Source organism: Pauljensenia sp. C0170B5, assembly GCF_056590195.1.
On sequence record NZ_JBWPVR010000029.1, the window covers coordinates 1 to 630 of the forward strand.

Annotated in this window: 1 rRNA gene; it reads right to left on the bottom strand. The window is 53.0% G+C overall.

What is annotated here, in order from left to right:
- Positions 1-512 (bottom strand): 23S ribosomal RNA (locus AC1EJZ_RS11210); the annotation flags it as partial.
- Between the last annotated feature and the right edge of the window lie 118 nt (positions 513-630).

Here is a 630-nt window from a genome sequence, read left to right on the forward strand (position 1 = left end):
AAAAGTATTCAGGCTTACCAGGTGGTCCTGGCAGATTCACACGAGATTCCACGAGCCCCGCACTACTCGGGCACCCCTTTGGCACACACGCACACACACAGCTACACGACTATCACGCACTACGGTCACCCATCCCAAGATGTTCACCACACGCACACGCACACACCCCCACCCCCGGCAGAAGATGAGAAAAAAGAGCCCCACAACCCCGCACACGCAACCCCCGCCGAGTCACACACGCACACGGTTTAGCCATCATCCGCTTTCGCTCACCACTACTCACGAAATATCTTCTCCTACGGGTACTAAGATGTTTCACTTCCCCGCGTTCCCCCTACCACCCTATGAATTCAGATGATAGTGACCAGGCACAACCCCAGCCAGGTTCCCCCATTCGGACACCCTCAGATCAACGCTCGCTCGCCAACTCCCCAAGGATTATCGCAGGCCGCCACGTCCTTCATCAGCTCTTGGTACCAAGGCATCCACCGAATGCCCACAAAAACTAAACACAACACAAACATGAAAACATGCAAAAACAACAAAACACAGAAAACACAATAAAGATGCTCACAACCACTATACAGTTCACAAACAACCCACCACACACCCAACCACCACAACAGCAGC